Origin of the sequence: Streptomyces sp. AC602_WCS936 (genome assembly GCF_019049125.1) — a bacterium.
Classification (GTDB): domain Bacteria; phylum Actinomycetota; class Actinomycetes; order Streptomycetales; family Streptomycetaceae; genus Streptomyces.
In genome coordinates this window covers 240,333-257,040 of the sequence record NZ_JAGMUF010000066.1, presented here as the reverse complement: position 1 = coordinate 257,040, position 16,708 = coordinate 240,333, and the positions used below count along the sequence as shown (strand labels likewise).

Genomic DNA, 16,708 nt, shown 5'->3' with positions numbered 1-16,708 from the left:
GGGCGGGGGCGGGGGGTCCGCGTCACTCGGGCCGGTCGAACCCGGTGGCCCAGTACCGGCCGTGCAGCGCGAAGTCGAGCAGCATGCGCACGACCTCCTCGGCCGGCAGCGGCGGGGTCTCGTGCTCGACCCACCACTGGAGCACCGACACCTGCTCACCGACCCAGACCCGGGCCAGCAGATCGGCGTCGATCCGCGGCTTGACGTCGTTGCGCTCGGAGCGGCCGCGGAACTCCTCGGCGGCGACGCGGGCGCACGCCTCGGTGAACATCCGCAGCGGCTTGCCGTCCCCCTCGCCCCGCAGCACGATCCGGTACAGGTCGCGCTCCTGCCGGGCGTGCCGCAGCATCTCCAGCACCGGCCTGCCGGTGAAGCCGACCGCGGTCTCCGCCATCGCCGGGCGCAGCCGTTCGTCGAGTTCGTCGAGCAGGTCCCGGGTGACCCGGGCGAACAGCTCGTCCTTGTCCCGGAAGTGGCTGTAGAACGTCGCCCGCGCGACGTCCGCGCGCTGGGTGATGTCCTCGACGCTCAGCGCCGTGAAGCCCCGCTCCAGGACGAGTCCGACGAGGGCGTCGCGCAGTGCCCTGCGCGTCTTGCGAATGCGTCGGTCCTCGGCCATCCCCGTCGTCCGTCTCCCTGTCCGGTGTCCGGTCCTTCTCGGCCCGGCGGGTCGTGTCCGCCCGAGCGGCAGTCAGTCTACGTACTCTTGACAGGCGAAGCGTTACCGAACAACCTGTCTGGAAACATTCAGCAAGTACATGTTTCGTATGGGAGCCCGTCGTTGAACCTCGGTATCTACCTCACCCGCAGCGCCCGCCACTGGCCCGAACACCCCGCGCTGGTCTGCGATGACCGCACCTGGACCTACGCCCGCCTCGAGGAGCGCGCGAACCGGCTGGCCTCCGCGCTCGTCCGGCGCGGACTCGGCCCCGACGACGCCGTGGCCTCGCTGGCCTGGAACCGCGGTGAACTGGTGGAGGTGGAGTTCGCGCTCTACAAGGCCGGGCTGATCCGGGTGCCGGTCAACGCCCGGCTCGGCCGTGCGGAGATCGAGCACATCCTGCGCGACGCCCCCGTCCGCGTCCTCGTCTTCGACGAGGCCCACCGCGAGGACGCCCTGGCGGCCGTGGCGGCGGCGGGCACCGACTGCCTTCCCGTGGCGCTCGACGCCTCCGCGACCGACGACGGGGCGCGCGGCACCTCCCTGTCGTACGACGACCTGCTCGCCGAGGGCGGCACCGAGACGGTGGCCGTGGAGACCGCCGAGGACGCGCCCGCCGTCCTCAACTTCACCTCGGGCTCCACCGGTTCGCTCAAGGCGGCGGTGCAGACCTTCGGCAACCGGCTGGCCAACATGCGCAAGACCCTCATGAACGACGAGTCGCGCCCCCGCCCCGACACCCGCTACCTCGCCTGCGGTCCCATCACCCACGCCACCGGCATGGTCCTGCTCGCCGGCGTCTTCGGCGGCTCCACCACCCACGTGCTGCCCGGCTGGAGCGCCGAGGCCTTCCTGGACACCGTCGAGCGCGAGCGCATCACCGCCACGTTCCTGGTGCCCGCGATGCTCAACGCCGTACTGGCCCATCCCGGCGCCGCCGACCGCGACCTGTCCAGTCTCGCCAGCGTCCGCGTCGGCGGGGCGCCCGTCTCGCCGCAGCGACTGCGCGACGCCGTCGCCCTGTTCGGTCCCGTGGTCGCCCAGGGCTACGGCCTGGCCGAGACCACCAGCGTGGTGGCCGGCATGTCCGGCGCCGACATCGCCCGCGCCGTCACCGACGACCCCGAACTCCTCCAGTCCTGCGGCCGCGCCGCCTACGACACCGAGCTACGGGTGGTCGACGAGCACGGCAACACGCTCCCGCCCCGCGAGGTCGGCGAGATCATCGTGCGCGGACCCGACTGCGTCCGCCGCTACTGGCAGGCACCCGAACTCTCCGCCCAGACCTTCCGCGACGGCTGGGTGCACACCGGCGACCTCGCCTGGATGCGCGAGGACGGCTACCTGTTCCTCGTCGACCGCAAGAAGGACATGATCATCTCCGGCGGCTTCAACATCTACAGCAACGAGGTCGAGACCGTGCTGTACGAGCACCCCGCCGTGCAGGAGGCCTGCGTGATCGGTGTCCCGGACGAGAAGTGGGGAGAGGCGGTCAAGGCCGTCGTCGTCACCCGCCCCGGCACCCCGGTCACCGCCGACGAACTGGCCGACTTCTGCGCCCTGCGCCTGGACCGCTTCAAGAAGCCACGCTCCGTCGACTTCGTCGGCGAACTCCCGCACAACCGCAACGGCAAGCTCGACCGCAAGGCCGTCCGCGAACCGTACTGGTCGCACGCCACCCGCCGCGTGCACTGAACCGGGCCGCGACCCCCGACACCCCGCACCGAGACCCCTGATGGAACCCGGCGCCCCGCGCCGAAACCTCCCCGGAGACCCGCCCCATGACCTTCTCCTTCCGCCCCGACCCCGGCGACCCGCGCCTGGCCGGCCTGGTCGAGCGCCTGCGCGGATACCTGGACGGCGAACTCGCCCAGTACGAACACGACAACGGCATCACCCACACCTCCCGCCTCACCCGCGCCGACCTCGAACCGGTCTGGAAACGCTGCCGCGAACTCGGCTTCTACGGCATCCACCTCCCCGAGGAGTACGGCGGCCAGGCCCTGACGTACACCGAACTCGCCGTCCTCAAGGAGGAGGTCGCCGCCTCCGGACGGGTCCTCGGGCACAGTGTCCTCGGCGACATGGGCGGCCCGCTGCGCGCCGGCGACATCCTCCGCCACGCCACCCCGCACCAGCTCGACACCTACCTGCTGCCGCTGGTGCGCGGCGAACGCGCCTGCTGCTTCTCCCTCACCGAGGCTGACGCCGGCTCCGACGTGCGGGCCATGCGCACCACCGCCGCGAGGGACGGCGACGGCTACCGGCTCACCGGCCACAAGGTGTTCAGCTCCGCCGGCCCCTTCGCCGACTTCGCCATCGTCGTGGCGCGCATGGCCGGCACGGAGGAGGAGTCCTACTCCGCCTTCCTCGTCGACCTCGACAGCCCCGGCTGCCGGGTCACCGACGGCGCCACCCCCATGTCCGGGGAACACATCGAGAGCGACATCGTCCTCGACGACTGCCGCGTCCCCGCCGCCAACCTCCTCGGCGAGGAGGGCAAGGGCCTGCGCATCGCCCTCGGCCGCGTCACCGTCAACCGCCTCCTGCACTGCCCCTCGGCCATCGGCGCCGCCCGCCGCGCGCTCCACCTCACCCGCGACCGTGCCCTCACCCGCACGGTGAACGGCAAGCCCCTGCTCACCCTCCAGGCCATCCAGCACAAGCTCGCCGACATGGCCGCCGACCTCTACGCGGCCCGCTCCATGACCTACGCCGCGCTGGCCGCCCTCGACCGGGGCGAGGACGTGCGTACCGAGGCGTTCATGTGCAAGCTCTTCGTCGCCGAGTCGGCCTTCCGCCTGCTCGACGAGGCGGTGCAGATCCACGGCAAGGACGGACTGACCCAGGGTCATGAGATCGAGTACCTCTTCCGCAAGATGCGCATGTTCCGGGTCCTGACCGGCACCTCGGAGATCCAGCGCAACGGCATCGCCAAGGGCCTCGCCACCCTGACCTGACCGCTCAGCACCCCACCCGAGGACCACTCGTGCCCGACACCACCTACGCCCACCTCCCCGACCACGACCAGGACTTCGCCGACGCCGACCGGGGTTTCATCGCCCGGCTGAGGCCCGGCGTGGTGCGCGACGCCGAGGGCCGCACCGTCTGGGACGCCGACGCCTACGTGTTCCTCGACGACGACTGCCCGCCCACCGCGCACCCGTCCCTGTGGCGGCAGAGCCGCCTGACCGCCAAGCAGGGCCTGTACGAGGTGGTGCCGGGCGTCTACCAGGTCCGCGGCCTGGACCTGTCCAACGTCACCTTCGTCGAGGGCGACCGCGGCGTCCTCGTCATCGACCCCCTGATCAGCGCCGAGGTGGCCGCCGCCGCACTCGCCCTCTACCGGGAGCACCGCGGCGACCGTCCTGTCACCGGCGTCCTCTACACCCACTCGCACGTCGACCACTTCGGCGGCGTCCACGGCGTCGCCGACCCCGAGGACGCCGCCGCCGGACGGTTGCCGGTCATCGCGCCCGCCGGCTTCCTCGAACACGCCGCCGGAGAGAACGTCATCACCGGCCCCGCCATGGCACGCCGCTCCGTCTACATGTACGGAGCCGCCCTGCCCAAGGGACCCGGAGGACAGATCGGCTGCGGCCTCGGCCAGACCACGTCCCTGGGCAGCGTCGGCCTCATCGCACCCAACCTCGACGTCCGCACCACCGGCCAGACCGAGACCGTCGACGGCGTCCGCATGGTCTTCCAGCTCACCCCGGGCACCGAGGCCCCCGCGGAGATGAACATCCACTTCCCCGGCCTGCGGCTGCTCTGCGTCGCGGAGAACGCCTGCCACACCCTGCACAACGTCCTCACCCTGCGCGGCGCCCTGGTCCGCGACCCCAGCGCCTGGGCCCGCTACCTCACCGAGACCCTGCGCCTGTTCGCCGACACCACCGACGTTGTCTTCGCCTCCCACCACTGGCCCACCTGGGGCCAGGACCGCGCCCTGCGCTTCCTGGAGGAACAGCGCGACGCCTACGCCTACCTGCACGACCAGTGCGTACGCCTCATCAACGCCGGACACACCGGCGCCGAGATCGCCGAGGAACTGCGCTTCCCGCCCGTGCTGGAACAACGCACCCACATCGGCGGCCACTACGGCTCCCTCAGCCACAACGCAAAGGCCGTCTACCAGCGCTACATGGGCTGGTTCGACGGCAACCCGGCGCACCTGTGGCAGCACCCGCCCCGCGAAGCCGCCGTCCGCTACACCGAGTTCATGGGCGGCGCCGACGCCGTGGTCGCCAAGGCACGGGTCTCCCACGACCGCGGGGACCTGCGCTGGGTCGCCGAGGTGCTCAACCACGTCCTGTTCGCGGAACCCGGACACGCCGAGGCCCGCGCCCTCCAGGCCGACACCCTCGAACGCCTCGGCCACGGCTCCGCGTGCGGCCCCTGGCGCAACTTCTACCTCACCGGCGCCGCCGAACTGCGCGGCGGAGTCCTCGGCGCCCCGGGCCGCGGAGGCTCCGGCATGGTCGCCGCGCTGACCGTGCAGCAGATCTTCCAGTCCATGGCCGTACGGATCGACGGCCCGCGCGCCGCCGTGGCCGGACGCCTCCTCCTGCGCTGGGAGATCACCGACGGCACCCCGGACGCCCTCGCCGACGTCTGGACGCTGCTGCTGTCCAACGGCGCGCTCACCCCCATGCCCGGCGACGCCCCGCGCGGCGAAAAGCCGCACCTCACCCTGCGCCTGACCCGCGCCACCCTCGACGCCGTCGTCGCCCGCGCGACCACCTTCCCCGACGCCGTCGCGGCCGGTGAGATCGCCTCGGACGGCGACCTCACGGCGCTCATCACCCTGGGCGGCCTCATGCAACGCCCCGATCCCCGGTTCCCGATCGTCACCCCGTGAACCACGGGCATCGCGTAGACTCCCCGCCATGGGCGTCTCCTGAACCGACCGCACGGTCCGCAGCCATCCGCCCCGCACACGCCGGGCGTCGATCCATCGTGCCCGCGCGCTCACTCAGGAGACAGTCACCCATGTCCGTTCGCTCCGCCTCCCCCGCCCTGGACGACCGCATCGCCCGCCTGCGGCAACTCGCCGAGTCGGAACCCCGACTCGAAGGCGTGCTCCTCTACGGCTCCTGGACGGTCGGCGAGGCCGACGCCCACTCCGACATAGAGGCGTATCTGTACGTCGAGGACGAGCACCTCGACGACTTCGAGGCCCGGGCGTTCCTCGAGAAACTCGCCCCGCTCGAGCTGGCGTACACCAACATGTACGGCATCCTCGCCGTCGTCTTCGACGACCTGATGCGGGGCGAGTTCCACATCACGCCCGCCGGCGAGGGCATCGAGGAGGTCCCGACCTGGGAGGGCATGATCCACCTGCCCCGTCCCGAGGCCGCCGTCCTCCTGGACCGCACCGGCCGCCTCACCCGGGCCGCCCGCCGGCTGGCCGGGTTCCGCCCGCCGGAGCCCGCCACCACCGCCCAGCAGCTCTGCGACGAGTTGGCCAACTGGACGCTGATGCTGGCCCACGTCCTGGCCCGGGGCGAAGTGGCCCGCGCCCACAACCTGTTGCACGCCGTCGTCGCGCCGCTGCAGCTCAAGCTGTGCCGGCTCCTGCGCGACTCCACCGCCCACTGGCTGACGCCCAGCCGGGCCCTGGAGAAGGACCTGCCCGCCGCCGACGCCGACCGCTACACCGCCACCACCGCCGCCGCCCGGGAGGGCGAGGTGCGCACGGCGGCCCGCAGCAGCTGGCAGTGGAGCCGGGAACTGAGCGCCGAGGCCGCCGGCCGCTGGAGCCTCCGGGTGCCCGGGAAACTGCACGAGGGCATCGCGGACCTGCTTGCGGGGAACCGTACTGGCTGACGCCCCGGGCGGCCCGGCGGAGCCCCGGTCACGGGACCGGCGCGGTGCTGGTAGCGTCGCGTGGTCGCGGCGGGCGGAGCGAGGGAGGTGTCGGCGCGTGGCAGAGCGGCAGGACCGTGAGTGGGTGGCGATGACACCCGGCGACTTCGACCGGGACGCGCCGCTGGTCCTCAACGTGGGCACCGGGCCCGCCACCGTTCCGGCCGAGCCGGACGAGTACGGCACCGCACCCCTGTTCGGTGAGACGGTACCCGTACGGACCGTCCCGCGCCGCGGTGGGCGAGGACGGCCCGCACCCGCCCAGGAGCGGCTGTTCTGACCGTCCCCGCAGACCGTCAGCCGGCGGGCACCTCGTCGACGAACGACGTCCCGGCGTCGCGGTACCCGGCGACCTCCGCCGCGACCTGGTCCGGGGTGAGCACCTGGTCCTTGACGTGAAGGACGTAGTCCACCTGCTGGTCGTAGGAGCGCGGGGTGGTCGACGTCTGGCCGTTCAGGTCGATCAGCCACTGGTTGAAGTTGATCGACATCGGCCGCTCGGGCAGGTACCGCGCGTCGTGCGTGCCGAAGTGCTGACCGTCCACGTAGTACGTGATCGCGCTGTCGTCGATGGTGACGACGAGGTCGTGCCAGCCGGCGTAGCCGCGGCGCTGCTCCGAGTGCTGGTTGACGGCCTGCCAGGGATCGGGGTCGTACGTCTCCCAGGAGGTCGCGTAGAGGATGTTCGACGGCTCGCCCCACCCGCCGTTCGGCAGGTACTCGAAGTCGTACTCGGCGTAGTCGTCGGCCATGGGCGCCTTGAGGTCGTTGATGGTGAAGAACGTCTGCACCAGGTGGTCCCCGTCCGGCCCGGTCCTCGGGGCGTCGGAGAACTTCACGCGGGCCGCGTAGGTGCCGTTGCGGAACTTCACGGCCCTGGTGAGGACCTCGGTGTGGGTGGTGGAGGCGGCGGTGCCCGCCGTGGAGGTCTCCAGGTTCATCACCGTGTTGCCGCCGGCGGAGACGAAGGTGACCTTGGAGGGGTCCCAGGCGGCCCCTGGCACCCCGGGCCCGCCGGAGTTGGCGCGGACGCTCCAGCCGTGCGCGGCGAGGTCGGGGTCGGTGTGCGAGCCGTAGTCGAAGTCGTCGAACAGGGCCGGTCCGCCACCGGGCGGGTCCGTCGGGTCCGGTGGGTCGGTCGGGTCGTTGCCCTCCGGTGCCGTCCCCCACACGGTGGCGCCCGCCAACTGGGCGGTGACCTTGTCCCAGTCCGCGTACGAGGTCCGCGTGCCGTCGAACGAGTAGTCGTCGCTCTGCCGGACCGGCTGCCAGTCGGTCCGGTGGAAGCGCAGCTGCATGTCACCCGTGTCCGCGCCGGGCGCCAGCGTGCCGGCCGCCGGGGTGAAGCCGATCTCCAGGTAGCGGTCGGCGGTCGCGGTCGGGTTGCTCAGGGTGCCGAACGTGCCGGTGACGACGGAGCAGCCCTCCACCGCCCAGGAGCAGGCGAACCGGTAGGAGGCGTCCGGGGAGTCCGCCTTGAAGTAGTAGCGGACCTTCACCTGGCTGAGGCGCACGGCGGAGGAACCGGTGTTGCGGACCTTGAGCCAGGGCTCCGTCTGGTAGGCGGTGGCTCCGGCCGCGCTCGTGCGGTACTGGACGGCGAGACCGTCGGCCGTGGGGGCGGCCTGGGCGGCGGGCAGGGCGGTCAGGGCACCGCCGCCCAGGAGGGCCGCGAGGGCGAGCGCCAGGCGGGCGCGGCTGACGCGGGGTCGGGTTGTCATCCGGGGGTCCTTCCGGTCGGGCTCCCGCCCGTGCGGGAGCGTCGGTGGATGGTGTGCGGTGCGGGGGAACGCCTCGGGGGGTGCCCGGTGACCGGCGGGCGGGCGTGCGGGACGTCCAGGGCGTCCAGGCGGGCCCGGTGGCCGTCGAGCCGGGCGTTGAAGTCGTGCCAGCCGGACGTGCCGTCCCAGACCCGCTCGGCGAGCGCGCACAACCGGGGATAGGTCAGGTACTCGATGTGCTCGGACGTCGCCACGAACTCCGTCCACAACTGGCCCTGCGCGCCCAGCACCCGCGCCGCGACCTCCGGGTCCGGGGTCGCGGGGGCGAGGTCCACGTCGTACACGGCGCGCAGGTCGACGATCCCGCCGGGCTGTGCGGGCGGCTCTCCGGGCCCGTCGCCGCGCGCATAGTCGAAGTAGGTGGCGCGGTGGTCGGCGAGGACGACCCGGTGCCCGCGCTGTGCCGCCGCGCGGGCGTGCCCCGGTTCGCGCCAGCTCATCACCGTGCACTCCAGGGGGAGGGTGACGCCGTTCTCGGCCCACACGACCGGTTGCCGGCCCGCGCTCACCACGTGCTCGGCCATGCGTGCGATGAACCAGGGGTGCAGCGCGTGCGGACCCGGGAGTCCTTCGCGGGCGGCGCGGGCGCGTGCCGCCGGGCTGCGCTCCCACTCGGTGGTGGGGCACTCGTCGCCGCCGAGGTGGACGTACGGCGAGGGGAAGACGTCCATCACCTCGTCCAGGACGGTGCGGAAGAAATCCAGGACGTGGTCGTCGGTGCCGAGGACGTTCTCGCACACGCCCCAGTGCGTCCACACGTCCAGCCGGCGGCGGGGGTCCGTGCCCAGTTCGGGGTGGGCGGCGAGGGCGGCGCGCACGTGTCCGGGCACGCCCGTCTCCGGGAGGACCGTGACGCCGCGCTCGGCCGCGTACGCGGCCAGGGCCCGCAGTTCGGCCCGGGTGTAGGCCCCGCCGTGCGGCACGCCGTCGAAGCGGTCGCTGCCCGCCGGGCCCCTCATCGACTGCGCCCGCCATCCGCCGACCTCGGTGAGCCGGGGGTGGGCGGCCACCGGCATCCGCCAGCCCTGGTCGTCGGTGAGGTGGAGGTGGAAGACGTTCAGCTTGTGCAGCGCCAGCAGGTCGACGTAGCGCCGCAGGTAGGACACCGGCTGGAAGTGCCGGGCCACGTCGAGCATGGAGCCGCGCCAGGCGTGCCGGGGCACGTCGGTGATCTCCACGGCGGGCAGCTCCCACGGCACGCCGCGCACCGGACGCCGGGACAGGGCCTCGTAGGGCAGCAGTTGCCGCACCGTCTGCACGCCGCGCAGCAGCCCGGCGGGGCGGGCGGCGCGCAGCAGGGCGCCCTGCGGGCTGACGGTCAGGCCGTAGCCCTCGTCGCCCAGGCCGGTCAGGGCGGGGTCCAGGGCGAGGACGAAGGCGCCGTCCGGGGACGCCTCGAGCCGCAGCCCCGTGGCCGGGGCGAGAAGCGTGCGCAGCAGGGCGGCGGCCGGTTCGGCTCCCGGCGTCACCCGCAGGCGGGTCGTGTCGTCCAGCCGGAGACGCCCAGCGCGGGTGGAGAGGCGGCTGGGGCGGGGGAGGAGGGCGTGTTCGGGGCGTGGCAGATCCACGGACGGCTCCGTTTGGTCGGGGCGGGTGCGCGACGGGTGGGGGAACGGCGTACGCGGTCAGCCCTTGACGCCTCCCGAGGCGAGCCCGGCGGTCACACGGCGCTGCAGCGCGAGGAAGACGACCAGTGCGGGCAGGGCGAAGAGGGTGGAGGCGGCCATGGTGGCTCCCCAGTCGGTGCCGAACGTCGACTGGAAGGAGGACAGCCAGACCGGGAGCGTGCGGCTGTCCTGCTGCTTGATAATGAGGAAGTTGGCGTAGGTGAACTCGTTCCAGGCGGTGATGAAGCCGAACAGCGAGGTGGCCATGAGACCGGGCGCCAGCAGCGGGAACGCGACCCTGCGGAAGGCCCCGGCCCGGGTGCAGCCGTCGACCTGTGCGGCCTCCTCCAGTTCGGGAGGGATGCCGGCGATGAAGCCGCGCAGCACGACCACCGTGAACGGCAGCGTGATCATGAAGTAGATCAGGGTGAGCGTCGGCAGCCGGTCGAGCATGCCGGTGTCGCGGGAGATGATGTAGACCGGGATGATCAGTGACTCCCAGGGCGCCATCTGCGCGATGAACACCGCCAGCACGAACTGCCGGCGCCCGCGCCACCGCATGCGGGCCACGGCGTAGGCGGCACCGAGGGCGACCAGCAGGGCGAGCAGCACCGCGCTGAGGGTGACGAGGATGCTGTTGCGCCAGAACAGGGCGAAGCCGTCCGCCTGGATCGCCGTCCGGAAGTGGTCGAGCGTCCAGGCGCGGGGGAGCAGCCGGGGGTCGTACGACTGGATGTCCGGGGACGGTTTGAACGCCGTCGTCACCATCCAGTACACGGGGAACAGGCAGACCACCACGGTGAGCGCCGCGGCGGCGTGGAGCGGAAGGCGCCGGACGGACCGGCGCCGCGCGGGGCGCGTGGTGCTCACAGCTGCTCACCCTCCTGGCGGAAGAGCCGGCGGAAGTAGAGGACGAGGACGCCGCTCATCAGCAGCACCGTCAGCATCGAGGCGGCGGAGCCCAGGTCGTAGCGCTGGCCCGCCAGCGCGGTCTGCACGGCGTACACCGGCAGGATCGTGGTGGCCTCGTCCGGGCCGCCGCGCGTCATCACCCAGATCTGCACGAACGCCTTGAACGTCCAGATCACCTCCAGCGACAGCACCAGCATGAAGATCGGCCGGATCAGCGGGAACGTCACCGAGCGGAAGACGCGCACGCCGCCCGCGCCGTCGATGCGCGCCGACTCGTACAGTTCGGCCGGCACCGCTACCAGGGCCGAGTAGAGCGTGATCGCGGCGAAGGGCACGGACTGCCAGACGATCAGGATCACGATGATGGCGAACGCGGAACCGCCGTGCGCCAGCCACGGATGGCTCTCGTAGGAGTCGAGGCCGAGGCCGGTCAGGGTCTCGTTGACGATGCCGAACTCGGAGTGGAACAGCCACTGGAAGACGGTCGTGGCCGCCACCACGGGCACCGCCCAGACCAGCACCAGCGAGCTGAGGACCACGGTCCTGGCCACCCTGCCCAGCCGCTCGGTCATCAGCGCGACCAGCGTCGACAGCACCATGATCGCGACCACGTTGACGGCCATGAACACGAAGGTGCGGCGCACCACCTCCCAGAACTGGGGATCGCCCAGCAGGGTGCGGTAGTTGCGCAGACCCACGAACTCCGCGTCGCCCAGGATCAGTTGACGCAGCCGGAAGTCCTGGAAGGAGATGAGCACGGCGCGGGCCAGCGGGTAGACCAGCAGGTAGAGCATGCCCAGCACGGCGGGCGCGATCAGCAGGTAGGGCCAGAGCGCTGCCCGGCCGGTCCCGCCGCGCCGGTCCGCGCCGCCCGGTGCGGCGGGCGGTGGGCGGCGGCCGGGGTCGCGCGGCAGGCTCCTCTCACGGACGGTCGTCACGGTGCCACCTCCAGCGAGTGTCGGTACCGACCGGGTCAGGAGCCGCTGTTGAGGGTGTCGGTGATCGTCCGGGACGCCTCGGCGGCCTCGGACTCGGCGTCCGAGCCGGTGAGGACGGCCGTCATGTACTCCTTGATCGGGTTCTTCGCCTCGACCGCCGCCCACTGCGGGGTGTTGGGCGTGGCGTGCCCGTTCGCGGCGCCGGCCGCCATGGCCGCGGTGCCGGGGTCGCCGGAGACGGCGTCCGCGAGGGTGGTCTTGTTCGGTACGTAGCTCATGGCGACGGCGAGCTTCTTCTGCCACGCGTCGCCGGTCAGTTCCCGGATGAAGGTGAACGCCTCCTCCTGGTGCGCGGCGACGGCCGGGACGACCAGGTCGGAGCCACCGGTGAAGACGGCGCCCGGTTCCTCGGCGGTCTTGCCGGGGATCGGGAAGAAGCCCAGCTTGCCCTTGAGTTCCGGGTTCTTCTCCTCGATGACCTTGGCTCCGCCGGGGACGGCGATGAGCTGGGCGACCTTTCCCTGCGCCATGACCTCCGCCTGCGGCGGCCGGGCCTCGTCGGAGTCCTTGGGGCCCTTGCCGAGGGCCTGGAGGCGCCGGTAGAAGTCCATCGCCCGCAGCGCCTCGGGGCTGTCGAGGCCGCCCTTCCACTCGCCGCCGGACTCCACGGCGAGGTCACCGCCCTCGTCCCAGACGAAGCCGGCCAGGACGTACCAGTTCTGTCCGGGGAGGTAGATGCCCTGCGTGCCGCCCTGGTCGAGCTTGCGGGTGGCGGCGATCCACTGCTCACGGGTCCTGATCGCGGCCGGGTCCACACCGGCCTTCTCGAACAGGTCGGTGCGGTGGATGACCACCCGGTTCGCGGCGTAGTACGGGATGCCGTACTGCTTGCCGTCGTACGAGCCGGGCTCCGCGAGTCCCTCGAGCCAGCTGTCCCCGCCGAGCTCGTCCACCCGGTCCGAGAAGTCGGTGAGGCCGCCGCTCTGCGCGTACTGGGCGACCTGGGTGTTGCCGACCTCGATGACGTCGGGTGCGTCGTTGCTGGCGAGGGCGGCGGTGACCTTCTCGCCGATGCCCTCCCACTCCTGGATCTGGATCTTCAGGTCGATCTCCGGATGGGACGCCTCGAAGCCCGTCTCGAACTCCTTCTGGAATTCGGCCGAGACGCTGTCGCGCATGAGCCACACGTCGAGGACGGTCCGGCCGTCGCCGGTGTCGTCGGACGTGCCGCCCGACGGCGAGCAGGCGGCGAGCGAGGCGCTGAGGAGCAGCGCGGGGAGCAGGGCGAGCGAGCGGTACTTCACGGTTCACCTCTGGGGGAGCTGGAGGGACGAGCTGGACGGAACGACGTACTCGAACTTGACCAGTAGAGGCGCCAGTGGTTTACCAGTCGGCGTTGGTTGAAGGTGGCATGGACCAATGAGGGCGTCAACCCCTCGCGTACTACAGGGAAGTCAGCCGAACTGCGGAAGGTGTGGCTGGTTCATGACTGATCCGGACAGGTAAGCTCGGTTGACCAGCAGACCAGTTATGGGAGCCCTGCATGGAGATCGACGCCGCCGCCTCCGGTGCGCTGCTCAAGCGTGAACGCGTCCGCGACGCGATCCGGGAACTCGTCGAGGAACGGGAGCCCGGGGACGCGATCCCCTCCGAACGCACCCTCTGCGCCCGCCTCGGGGTGTCCCGCCCCACCCTGCGCGCCGCGGTGGACGAACTGGTACTCGCCGGCCTGCTCGTGCGCGAGCACGGCCGGGGCATGTTCGTCGCCGCCGAGAAGATCACCCAGGAACTCGCCCCGGACCGGCGCGCCTTCAGCCTCCCGCAGGCCGCCGGCGCCTGGACCAGCCGACTCCTGGAGGTCCGGACCCTGCCCGCGGGCGCCCGGGTGGGCCGCAAACTGCGCATGTCGCCGGCCGCGCGGATCCACTACGTCGCGCGCCTGCGGCTGGTCGACGACTCGCCCATGGCCATCGAGTACCTGCACGTCCCGGCCGACCTCGTGGCCGACCTGACCAGTGACGAACTGGAGGAGGGCGACCTCTACGAGCACCTGGCCGAGCGGCACGGCGTCCGGGTCAGCGAGGCCGTGCAGTCGATCGAGCCCACGGTGGTCACCCGTGCCGAGGCCGACCTGCTCCACGTGCCCGAGCTGTCCCCGGCGCTGCTCTTCGAGCGCCTGACCACCGACACCCGCGGGTGCCCGGTCGAGTACGTGCACTCCCTCTACCGCGGCGACCGCTACCGCATCGTCTCCCGGCTCACCCTGGGCCCGCGCCACCAGGCCCCGCCCTCGCGCGACGGTCACCACCCGGGTATCCCACCGGGCGACTTCACGACCAAGGACCCCGTCACCCTCTCGACGCGCGGCGTCGTGCAGGACGGGATGTAACGCCGCCCCGGACGGTGTGCCGCACCACTCCGTGCGTGGAAGTGCTCGGAACGGCTTTGTATCGAGCACGTATTGACATGTAACGGCCGAGGCCGCAGAGTCATGCCCCGAAAGCGTGCCCCCACCGTGATGCCGACCGCCCACGAGGAGTGTTGCCGTCATGTCCGAAACGCCCGCTGTCTCACGCCGACTCCTTTTGGGCGGTGCCGTCGCCACCGGCGCACTCGCGGCCGGGATGACCGCGTCGGCCCCCTCCGCCGCGGCGGCCGCGCCCGCCCCCCGCCGCAGGCACGGCCAGAAGTCGATGATCGGCGTGCCGTTCGACGCGCACAGAACCGTCCGGGTCGGCGTCATCGGCCTCGGCAACCGGGGCGGGGGCATGATCACGGGCTGGGCGGCCGTGCCCGGCTGCACCGTGACCGCCGTCTGCGACATCCGTGCCGACCGCGCCAAGCGCGCCGCCGACCGCCTGGAGAGCAAGGGCCACCCCCGGCCCGCCGAGTACGGCGGCTCCGCCGACTCCTACTCTCGGATGCTCAGGCGCGACGACATCGACCTCGTCTACATCGCCACGCCGTGGGAGTTCCACTACGAGCAGGGCAGGGCCGCGCTGCTCAGCGGCCGACACGCCGTGGTGGAACTCCCCGTCGCGACGGAACTGCGTGAGCTGTGGGACCTGGTCGACACCTCGGAGCGCACCCGCAGGCACCTGCTGCTCTCCGAGAACTGCAGCTACGGCCGCAACGAACTGGCCATGCTCAAGGCCGCGCACGACGGCCTGTTCGGCGACGTCACCAACGGCCACGGCGGCTACCTGCACGACCTGCGGGAACTCCTCTTCTCCGACACCTACTACACCGACTCCTGGCGACGCCTGTGGCACACCCGCAGCACCGCTTCCTTCTACCCCATGCACGGGCTGGCACCCATCGCGGCCGCCATGGACGTCAACCGCGGCGACCGCATGGCCACCCTGAGCGCCACCTCGACCGCCCCGAAGGGCCTGGCCGACTACCGCGCACGCTTCGTCCCGAGGGACCACCCGTCCTGGAAGGAGAAGTACATCAACGGAGACCTGGTCACCTGCATGATCGAGACGGCGAAGGGCAGGACGATCCGCGCCGAGCACGACGTCAGCTCGCCCCGTCCCTACAGCCGCATCAACACCCTCGCGGGAAGCCGGGGCATCGTAGAGGACTACGCCGGACCCGCCCCGACCGGTGCCCGGATCTACGTCGAACCGGACCACAGTGGCCACACCTGGCGCGACTTCGAGGGCTACCGCAAGGAGTACGACCACTGGCTCTGGCAGAAAGTCGGCGACGACGCGGCCAACAACGGCGGCCACGGCGGCATGGACTACGTGCTGCAGTGGCGCATCGTCCAGTCGATGCGGGCGGGCCTGGTACCGGACATCGACGTCTACGACTCCGCCGCCTGGTGCTCGCCCGTCCCTCTGAGCGTGAAGTCGCTGGCCAGGGGCGGACGCCCGGTGGAGATCCCCGACTTCACCCGGGGCGCCTGGCGTGAGCGCCGGCCCGGCCTCGACTCGGCACCCACCGACATGCCGCCCGTCGGCTGAACCGGACGGGCTCCCGGTCACGGCTCCCAGCGGGCAGCCGTGACCGGGAGCCGCCCCTCGTGGGACAGGACCCCGCTTCAGCGCTCGCGCAGCCGGCCCACCCCCTCCAGCGTCCGCGCGGCGGCGCGGGCCAGACGCGGCCGGTCCCGCACGAAACGGCGAGCGGCACGCACCGGGTCCCGACCCAGCCGGTGCAGGACGCCACCGGGCCCCGGGCGCACCACGGCACCCTCGTACACCCTCAGGTCACGTGTCTTGAACGACTCCTTGTAACGCGCCGGCCCGCTGCCCAGGTCGACCGTCCCGATCCCCTCGGCGGCAGCCGCCTCCAACATCCGCAACTGGAGCAGGACCCCGGGGGAGTACTTGGCGAAGGTGGGGTCGTACGCCGGGAACCACCAGGACAGGACCGTGGGCGAACGCAGCCCGAAGTGGGCCGCGACCGGCCGTTCGGCGGCGTAGAGCACGGACAGCACCCCGCGGCACTCCGGATCACCGCCGCTCGCCAGCAGGTCCACCAGCCGGACGATCCACGCCTGCGCGAACCGGTCCCGTCTCCCCGTCCGCCGGTACTGCGCGGACTTCCACCGCATGAGTGTCCGTAACGCGCCCGGATCGGGGTCGTCGTACACGAAGCGGACCGGGCCGGCCTGGCGGGAGAGCCTCCGCTCCTTGGCGAGGGCAGGCCCCGCTCGTGCGGGAAGTACCCCACCGCGGACCCGTCCTCCCGCAGCACCGCCACGCGGGCCCCCGGCCTCACCGCCCCCACGGCCGCGGTGAACGCGGGGTCCATGAAGGGATTCGCCGGTGCTCCCGAGGCCGCCCTGATCTCCCGCCAGGTCTTCCGGTCGTCCGCGCCGAGCTCTCCCGGCGCGACCACGTCTGTGCGCTTGCCGGACATACGCCCGCCTCCTGCGTCGTGCAGCGGAACGTCTGCGGACCTCCAGTAGGCCGGGGGCATACCGCCCCG

The 16,708-nt window shown here is 72.1% G+C and carries 13 protein-coding genes and 1 pseudogene; 7 read left to right on the top strand and 7 right to left on the bottom strand.

Going from position 1 to position 16,708, the window contains the following annotated elements:
• Positions 1-22: 22 nt before the first annotated feature.
• Positions 23-619, bottom strand: a complete 597-nt coding sequence (locus KUM03_RS22930; protein ID WP_217251160.1) for a TetR/AcrR family transcriptional regulator — start codon at positions 617-619, stop codon at positions 23-25.
• A gap of 162 nt (positions 620-781) precedes the next feature.
• Between KUM03_RS22930 and KUM03_RS22925 the strand changes: the two genes are divergently transcribed.
• From KUM03_RS22925 to KUM03_RS22905, 5 genes are all read left to right on the top strand, one after another.
• The gene (locus KUM03_RS22925) at positions 782-2,356 is read left to right on the top strand and encodes a class I adenylate-forming enzyme family protein (RefSeq protein WP_217251159.1); all 1,575 of its coding nucleotides are present in this window, start codon (positions 782-784) and stop codon (positions 2,354-2,356) included.
• Positions 2,357-2,442: 86 nt separating this feature from the next.
• Positions 2,443-3,621 (top strand): acyl-CoA dehydrogenase family protein, encoded by a 1,179-nt coding sequence (locus KUM03_RS22920; RefSeq protein ID WP_217251158.1) that lies wholly within the window; start codon positions 2,443-2,445, stop codon positions 3,619-3,621.
• 29 nt (positions 3,622-3,650) lie between these two features.
• On the top strand, positions 3,651-5,522 hold the full coding sequence (locus tag KUM03_RS22915) for an alkyl/aryl-sulfatase (RefSeq protein ID WP_217251157.1): 1,872 nt from the start codon (positions 3,651-3,653) through the stop codon (positions 5,520-5,522).
• Positions 5,523-5,653: 131 nt separating this feature from the next.
• Positions 5,654-6,490 (top strand): nucleotidyltransferase domain-containing protein, encoded by an 837-nt coding sequence (locus tag KUM03_RS22910; protein WP_217251156.1) that lies wholly within the window; start codon positions 5,654-5,656, stop codon positions 6,488-6,490.
• Positions 6,491-6,587: 97 nt separating this feature from the next.
• Positions 6,588-6,809: a hypothetical protein gene (locus tag KUM03_RS22905; protein WP_217251155.1), complete on the top strand. Its 222-nt coding sequence runs from the start codon at positions 6,588-6,590 to the stop codon at positions 6,807-6,809.
• 16 nt (positions 6,810-6,825) lie between these two features.
• Here the strand turns inward: KUM03_RS22905 and KUM03_RS22900 are convergent, their stop codons facing one another.
• The 5 genes from KUM03_RS22900 to KUM03_RS22880 are packed head-to-tail and all read right to left on the bottom strand — an operon-like array spanning position 6,826 to position 13,071.
• Positions 6,826-8,250, bottom strand: a complete 1,425-nt coding sequence (locus KUM03_RS22900) for a cellulose binding domain-containing protein (RefSeq protein WP_217251428.1) — start codon at positions 8,248-8,250, stop codon at positions 6,826-6,828.
• Complete coding sequence (locus KUM03_RS22895; RefSeq protein WP_308406390.1) at positions 8,247-9,878, bottom strand: beta-N-acetylhexosaminidase; 1,632 nt, start codon at positions 9,876-9,878, stop codon at positions 8,247-8,249. Before KUM03_RS22895 ends, KUM03_RS22900 begins: the two co-directional genes overlap by 4 nt.
• A 57-nt stretch (positions 9,879-9,935) precedes the next feature.
• Positions 9,936-10,787 carry a carbohydrate ABC transporter permease gene (locus tag KUM03_RS22890; protein ID WP_217251154.1) on the bottom strand — a complete coding sequence of 284 codons (852 nt, stop codon included), beginning with the start codon at positions 10,785-10,787 and terminating at the stop codon, positions 9,936-9,938.
• A complete protein-coding gene (locus KUM03_RS22885) occupies positions 10,784-11,767 on the bottom strand; it encodes a carbohydrate ABC transporter permease (protein ID WP_217251153.1) in 984 nt (327 codons plus the stop codon). The genes KUM03_RS22890 and KUM03_RS22885 overlap by 4 nt, the downstream gene beginning before the upstream one ends.
• 35 nt (positions 11,768-11,802) lie before the next feature.
• A complete protein-coding gene (locus KUM03_RS22880) occupies positions 11,803-13,071 on the bottom strand; it encodes an extracellular solute-binding protein (RefSeq protein WP_217251152.1) in 1,269 nt (422 codons plus the stop codon).
• Positions 13,072-13,310: 239 nt separating this feature from the next.
• On the opposite strand from KUM03_RS22880, the gene KUM03_RS22875 reads away from it, so the two are divergent.
• Positions 13,311-14,156, top strand: a complete 846-nt coding sequence (locus KUM03_RS22875) for a GntR family transcriptional regulator (RefSeq protein WP_217251151.1) — start codon at positions 13,311-13,313, stop codon at positions 14,154-14,156.
• Positions 14,157-14,316: 160 nt separating this feature from the next.
• Positions 14,317-15,738, top strand: coding sequence for a Gfo/Idh/MocA family protein (locus KUM03_RS22870; RefSeq protein WP_217251150.1), 1,422 nt, complete (start codon positions 14,317-14,319; stop codon positions 15,736-15,738).
• A 77-nt stretch (positions 15,739-15,815) separates the two neighbouring features.
• On the opposite strand, the pseudogene KUM03_RS22865 reads toward KUM03_RS22870, so the two are convergent.
• A pseudogene (locus KUM03_RS22865) lies at positions 15,816-16,639 on the bottom strand (GNAT family N-acetyltransferase).
• Between the last annotated feature and the right edge of the window lie 69 nt (positions 16,640-16,708).

Bases quoted from the DNA above. Each gene is read 5' to 3' on its own strand.
- KUM03_RS22930 (WP_217251160.1), bottom strand. From the start codon at position 619: ATGGCCGAGGACCGACGCATTCGCAAGACGCGCAGGGCACTGCGCGAC.
- KUM03_RS22920 (WP_217251158.1), top strand. From the start codon at position 2,443: ATGACCTTCTCCTTCCGCCCCGACCCCGGCGACCCGCGCCTGGCCGGC.
- KUM03_RS22910 (WP_217251156.1), top strand. From the start codon at position 5,654: ATGTCCGTTCGCTCCGCCTCCCCCGCCCTGGACGACCGCATCGCCCGC.
- KUM03_RS22900 (WP_217251428.1), bottom strand. From the start codon at position 8,250: ATGACAACCCGACCCCGCGTCAGCCGCGCCCGCCTGGCGCTCGCCCTC.
- KUM03_RS22875 (WP_217251151.1), top strand. From the start codon at position 13,311: ATGGAGATCGACGCCGCCGCCTCCGGTGCGCTGCTCAAGCGTGAACGC.
- KUM03_RS22870 (WP_217251150.1), top strand. From the start codon at position 14,317: ATGTCCGAAACGCCCGCTGTCTCACGCCGACTCCTTTTGGGCGGTGCC.